Source organism: Acidovorax sp. BoFeN1 (assembly GCF_003345135.1).
In the GTDB taxonomy this organism is placed as follows: Bacteria; Pseudomonadota; Gammaproteobacteria; order Burkholderiales; family Burkholderiaceae_C; genus Acidovorax; species Acidovorax defluvii.
The window spans coordinates 21765-27831 of sequence record NZ_QOZT01000051.1; the positions used below are offsets into that span (position 1 = coordinate 21765).

Below are 6067 nucleotides of genomic sequence, written 5' to 3' on the forward strand. Positions count from 1 at the left end.
GCATTCCCTTCAGGCAATCCCCGATTTTAGAGGGACAAAATGAACCGGTTCGAGAACGCTTTGTTTCAATCCGTGCGCGGTTTTGTCGATGACAAGCAACACTTGCTGCCCGCCAGCAAGCGCCATGGGCGCCACGAGGCGCCCGCCCAAGGCCAATTGATCACACCAGGCCTGCGGTACGGCTTCGCCGCCAGCCGCTGCGATGATGGCCGCATAGGGTGCGCCCTTGGCATAACCTTGCATGCCATCGCCAAACAACAGGTGCACATTGGCCAGCCGCAGATGGCGCAGATTGTCGCGCGCCTTCTCGTGCAGGCCGCGCAAGCGCTCGATCGAATACACCTCGCGCGCTAGACGACCAAGCACCGCGGCCTGGTAGCCGCAGCCGGTGCCGATTTCGAGCACGCGGCCCAACCCGCCGGTCCGCGCGCACTCCGCGCCCAACAGCAGTTCGCACATGCGCGCCACCACGCTGGGCTTGGAAATGGTCTGCGCCAGGCCGATGGGCAAACTGGTGTCTTCGTAAGCCTGATTCACCAACGCACTATCAACAAAGCGGTGCCGCTCCACCGACGAGAGGGCCTGAAGCACCAATGGTGATGCAATGCCGCCCGCCGCGAGCTTTTGCACCATGCGCGCGCGTACCGCAGCCGAATCCAGCCCAACACCGTGGGGCGCTGCCGGCACATTGGGGCGCACCGTCGGGCGCAACGGGGCTGGCGCAGGCTTGGAGGCGGCACCCCCAGCGCCATCCAGGCGGGCCGGAAAACCGGGTCTGCGCTGCATCACCGCTGCGGGGCCACTGAACCAGCGGTCACCAAGCGGGACGCCGTCTGCGCCCAATAACCCAGATTGTCGTGGTCGGTCAGATCCACCTTCAACGGGGTCACCGACACATGCCCCTGGGCTGTCGCGTGAAAATCGGTGCCTTCAGCTTCATCCTTGGCTGCGCCAGCCCCGCCGATCCAATACATCACGTCCCCGCGCGGGCTCTCCTGCACGATCACCCGCTCGGCCGCATGGCGGCGCCCCAAGCGGCACAGTTTCAGGGGGCGCAATGCCTGCAGCGGCATGTTCGGAATGTTGATATTGAGCAACCACGGCGCCTCAGCCACCAGGTTCTGCGCCATCATCTGCGCAACGATTTCGCGGGTTTTGTGCGCAGCTGCCTCGATTTCGCCCCAGCCTTTGTCCACCTGAGATACCGCCATGGCTGGAATGCCAAAAAGAAACCCCTCCATGGCAGCGCCCACGGTGCCCGAGTAGATGGTGTCGTCGCCCATGTTGGCGCCGTTGTTGATGCCGGATACCACCAGATCGGGCCGGTATCCCAGCAGTCCCGTGAGGGCGATGTGCACGCAATCGGCCGGCGTGCCATTCACATAGCGAAAGCCGTTGGCTGCCTTGTGCACATACAGCGGTGAATGCAGAGTAAGCGCGTTGGACTTGGCACTGTTATTGTGCTCGGGGGCCACGACCTCCACCTGCACCCCGTCGAGGGTTCTGAGCGCATCGTGCAGCGCCACGATGCCTGGCGCCTGGTAGCCGTCGTCGTTGGAAATGAGAATCTTCATGGTTGCAGTAGAGGTTGCAACGGATTGTAGGTGCGGCACCCCGCGCGCGAACGCCCGGGGTCAGCGCGCTGCTTCCAAACGCGGCCGTCGCTCGGGGGACAACCCCTGCGCGGCCCCCCCACCTATCATGCGCCCCATCATCAAGAGACAGACCGGAGACATACCCATGCACGCTTGGCTTTGCACGAACCCCACCGGCGTTGACGCGCTCACCTGGACCGAACTGCCCACCCCCACCCCCAAAGCGGGCGAGGTGCTCATCGAGATCAAGGCCGCCAGCCTGAACTTTCCGGATCTGCTGATCGTGCAGAACAAGTACCAGATGAAGCCACCCCTGCCGTTTGTGCCCGGCTCGGAGTACGCAGGCGTGGTGGCAGCCGTGGGCGATGGGGTCACGCACCTGAAGGTCGGCCAGAGCGTGGCCTGCCTGTCCGGCACGGGCGGCTTTGGCACCCACACCATTGCCCCGGCAGCCCTGTGCATGCCGTTGCCAGACGGCTTTTCGCATGTGGATGCGGCCGCATTCATCATGATCTACGCCACATCCCACCACGCGCTGGTAGACCGCGCCCAGCTCAAGGCCGGCGAAACCGTGCTGGTGCTCGGCGCAGCAGGCGGCGTGGGCACCGCAGCCATCCAGATCGCCAAGGCCATGGGCGCACGCGTGATCGCAGCGGCCTCCAGCGACGAAAAATGCGCGCTGTGCACCTCGATTGGCGCCGACGCCACCATCAACTACAGCAAGGAAAACCTGCGCGACGCAATCAAGACCTTGACCGATGGCAAGGGGCCTGACGTCATTTACGACCCCGTGGGCGGGGACTTTGCCGAACCGGCCTTCCGCTCTATCGCCTGGCGCGGCCGCTACCTGGTGGTGGGTTTTGCCTCGGGGCCCATCCCGGCACTGCCATTCAACCTGGCGCTCCTCAAGGGTGCCTCGATCGTTGGGGTGTTCTGGGGCGACTTTGCCAAGCGCGAGCCCAAGGCCAATGCCGCCATGATGGGCGAGCTGGCCCAGTGGTATGGCCAGGGCAAGATCAAGCCCGTGATCGACCGCACCATGCCCATGGCCGAGCTGCCCGCGGCCTATGCCCACATGGGCTCGCGCGGCGTGATGGGCAAGCTGGTCATGGTTAACTGAAATCGAACCACCGAGGCGGACGGCTTTGCCGTGAAGCCGCCGCCCTGTGTCAAACTCGCGCACCCCAGACCCCTGACACGGATGCTCGCACATGGCGGACCGACAACCCTCTGAAATTGCCCGCGAAACGCTCAAGCAACTGGCCATCCGACGGCTGGCCCCAACGCCAGACAACTATCTGGCGCTGTATGACGAAATTGCCGGCATCCGCACCCCACCGGCGTTCCCGGACGGGCCGCTAAAACACATTCTGCGGGTGCTCCCGGGCCAGACCCTGGCACAAAAGCGGCTGCTGGGCCAGTTGGAGCGGGCGGTGGACAACAGGGACTGGACATCGCTGCAAAGCGTGATGGTGGGCTACGCCAATCTGGGGCTCAACCCGGCCACCGCCGAACCCGTGGCCGCCGAAACCACCGCGTTGACCATCCTGCCCGAAGACCTGGCAGAACTGCTGGCCCGCCTGATCGACAACACGCTGCCCGCGCTGGGCGAAGACGATGCACGCGTGCATGAAATGGCCCAGCAGCTGACCAAGTTGCTGCGCGAGCCCGCCCCGCCCGTATCGACGGTGCAGCTGATGCTGGGCAACTTCACTTATCGCCTGTCGTTTGCCACCGAAGACCAGGCCGCCATCCGTTCCAGCCTGCTCGATCTGCTGCACATGGTGTTTGAAAATATCGCCGCGCTGAGCGTGGAAGACCGCTGGCTCCATGGCCAGGCCGAGGCACTGATGGCCGCCTCCACGCCGCCGCTCACGCTGCGCCGGCTGGACGATGTGCAGCGGCGCCTGAAAGACGTGATCTTCAAGCAGACCGAAGCCCACGCCCGCACCGTCGAGGCCCAGGAGCAGATGAGGGACATGCTGTCCACCTTCATCGAGCGCCTGGCAAAGATCACCGACTCCAGCACCACGTACCAGGGCACGATGGAGCGCTGCGCCGATCTCATCGGTAAGGCCACCACGCTGGAGGAAATTGCCCCTGTGCTGCAGGAGGTGATGCAAGCGACGCGCTCCATGGCGCTGGACAGCCGGTCAGCCCACGACGAGCTTCACGAACTGCGCGAGCGCACCGAACTCAAGCGGGCGCAGGTGGCACAACTGCAGCAGGAACTCGACCGCGCCAGCGCCCAGGCACGCCACGACCCGCTCACCGGCTCGCTCAACCGCAAGGGGCTGGACGAGGCCATGGAGCGTGAGCTGGCCCGTGCGCGCCGCATGGGTGCGCCGCTGTGTCTGGCGCTGCTCGACATCGACAATTTCAAGACCATCAACGACCGCCTCGGCCACACCGCCGGCGATGCGGCACTGGTGCACCTGACCCAGGTCACCCGCGAAGTCATGCGCCCCCAGGACCTGCTGGCCCGCTATGGCGGCGAAGAGTTCGTGCTGATCTTGCCCGACACCACCGTCGCCAACGGCGTAGCCGCCATGACGCGCCTGCAGCGCGAGCTGACCACCCGCTTCTTTCTGCAAGGCACCGAAAAATTGCTGATCACCTTCAGCGCCGGGGTGGCCCAGCTGGGTGACGGCGAGACCAGCGCCGATGCCATTCGTCGGGCCGACAAAAGCATGTACCTGGCCAAACGCTCGGGCAAGAACCGCGTCATGGCCGCCTGAGCGGCTGGAGCGGCTGTCGCTTTCGCCCTGCAGCCAGCCGCGACACTCCGCACCATGACACCCCTGCAACGCCGCGCCTTCCTGCAGCGTGCCGCCCTGGTGGCCGCTGCCGGCACCCTGCCCCGCTGGGCCTGGAGCAACCACCCGCTGCAGCACGACCCGTTTGCCCTGGGCGTGGCCAGCGGCGACCCCACACCCGACGGCGTGGTGCTCTGGACTCGACTGCTGCCAACACAGCACGGCGATCTCAGCGATCCGTTCACCGTGCGCTGGGAGCTGGCCGACGACCCGGCCTTTCGGCGCATCGTGCAGCGCGGGCAGGCCACGGCGCTTCCCGCACTGGGCCACAGCGTGCATGTGGAACTCACCGGGCTGGCCCCGGGGCGCTGGTACCACTACCGCTTCATGCTGGGCGACGCCATCAGCGCCACGGGCCGCACCCGTACCGCACCTGCGGCCGATGCCATGGACGCCCATCTGCGCATCGCCTTTGCCTCATGCCAGCGCTGGGAGCACGGCCACTACGCCGCGTGGCGCCACCTGTGCGCTGACCAGCCCGACCTGGTGCTGTTCCTGGGCGACTACATCTACGAATACGCATCGCCACCAGCCACCACGGGCCTGGCCCGCGTGCACGCGCTGCGGCACGCCAGCACCCTGGCCGACTTCCGCGACCGCTATGCGCTGCACAAAAGCGACCCGGCCCTGCAGGCCGCCCATGCCGCCTGCCCGTGGGCCGTCACCTGGGATGACCACGAGGTGCAGAACGACTACGCCGGCGCCCAAGGCAAGGGCAGCCAGGGCGACCCAGTCGCTTTTCTTGCCCTGCGCAGCGCTGCCTGGCAGGCGTTTTACGAAAACATGCCGCTGCGTGCAGCCAGCCTGCTGGCGCCCGACTTTGGTGCCCTGCAGGTGTACCGGCGCCTGCGCTGGGGCAGGCTGGCCCAGGTGCACCTGCTCGACACCCGCCAGCACCGCCAGTGGCAGGCCTGCCGTGCGGCCGACACGGGCGGGGCTGCCGCCGTGCGCCCGCAAGACTGTGCCGCCCACGCCGACCCGCAACGCACCCTGCTGGGCGCTGCGCAGGAGCAGTGGCTTGATGCGGGCCTGGCCGCCGATGCACAGCACGACCGCACCCGCTGGAGCGTGATCGCGCAGCAAACCCTGTTCTCGCCCCGCCGCTACCCCTCGGGCGTGGTCTCCACCGACAGCTGGGACGGCTACCCCGGCGCCCGCGCGCGCCTGCTGCAGTCACTGGCCCGCCACGCACCGCGCAACAGCGTGCTGCTGGGCGGCGACATCCACCAGAACTATGTCTGCAAGGTGCTCACCGATGCCGGCTCGGACGGCCAGCAGCCTGCCGGGCCGGTGGTCGCCAGCGAGTTCTGCGGCACCTCGATCAGCTCGCGCGCGGGCACCACGCAGGACAAGGTGGATGCCATCGCCCGCCACAACCCGCATGTGCTGTTGGCGCGCTGCGACCAGCGTGGCTACGGCCTGGCCGACATCACCCCGCAGCACTGGACCACCAGCTTGCGGGTGGTGGACGACCCCTTGCGGGCCGACAGCGGCGCATCCACCCTGGCGCGCTTCGTGGTGGAAGACGGGCGGGCGGGCCCCGTACTGATGTGAACCGATTAGCTCACGAAATGATAGCTAATAGCGCTTACAGGTAAAGCGCTAGAGGCCAAAAACAGCACAAATCCAAGGCGCTGTTCCGCAATGTAACAACGG

At 66.4% G+C, this 6067-nt stretch carries 5 protein-coding genes; 3 read left to right on the forward strand and 2 right to left on the reverse strand.

The features are described from left to right. Nucleotides 1–9: 9 nt before the first annotated feature. Together DTW89_RS12245 and surE are read right to left on the reverse strand one after the other, a co-directional pair. Nucleotides 10–786, reverse strand: a complete 777-nt coding sequence (locus DTW89_RS12245; protein ID WP_111868311.1) for a protein-L-isoaspartate(D-aspartate) O-methyltransferase — start codon at nucleotides 784–786, stop codon at nucleotides 10–12. Continuing rightward, the gene (gene surE / locus DTW89_RS12250; protein WP_114656149.1) at nucleotides 786–1574 is read right to left on the reverse strand and encodes a 5'/3'-nucleotidase SurE; all 789 of its coding nucleotides are present in this window, start codon (nucleotides 1572–1574) and stop codon (nucleotides 786–788) included. The genes DTW89_RS12245 and surE overlap by 1 nt, the downstream gene beginning before the upstream one ends. Nucleotides 1575–1740: 166 nt before the next feature. On the opposite strand from surE, the gene DTW89_RS12255 reads away from it, so the two are divergent. The 3 genes from DTW89_RS12255 to DTW89_RS12265 all read left to right on the forward strand — a co-directional run bounded on the left by DTW89_RS12255 (nucleotide 1741) and on the right by DTW89_RS12265 (nucleotide 5965). After that, nucleotides 1741–2715 carry an NADPH:quinone oxidoreductase family protein gene (locus DTW89_RS12255; RefSeq protein WP_114656150.1) on the forward strand — a complete coding sequence of 325 codons (975 nt, stop codon included), beginning with the start codon at nucleotides 1741–1743 and terminating at the stop codon, nucleotides 2713–2715. A 91-nt stretch (nucleotides 2716–2806) separates the two neighbouring features. Then, nucleotides 2807–4333 carry a GGDEF domain-containing protein gene (locus DTW89_RS12260; protein WP_114656151.1) on the forward strand — a complete coding sequence of 509 codons (1527 nt, stop codon included), beginning with the start codon at nucleotides 2807–2809 and terminating at the stop codon, nucleotides 4331–4333. Nucleotides 4334–4387: 54 nt separating this feature from the next. After that, complete coding sequence (locus tag DTW89_RS12265; RefSeq protein ID WP_114656152.1) at nucleotides 4388–5965, forward strand: alkaline phosphatase D family protein; 1578 nt, start codon at nucleotides 4388–4390, stop codon at nucleotides 5963–5965. The last annotated feature ends 102 nt before the right edge of the window (nucleotides 5966–6067 follow it).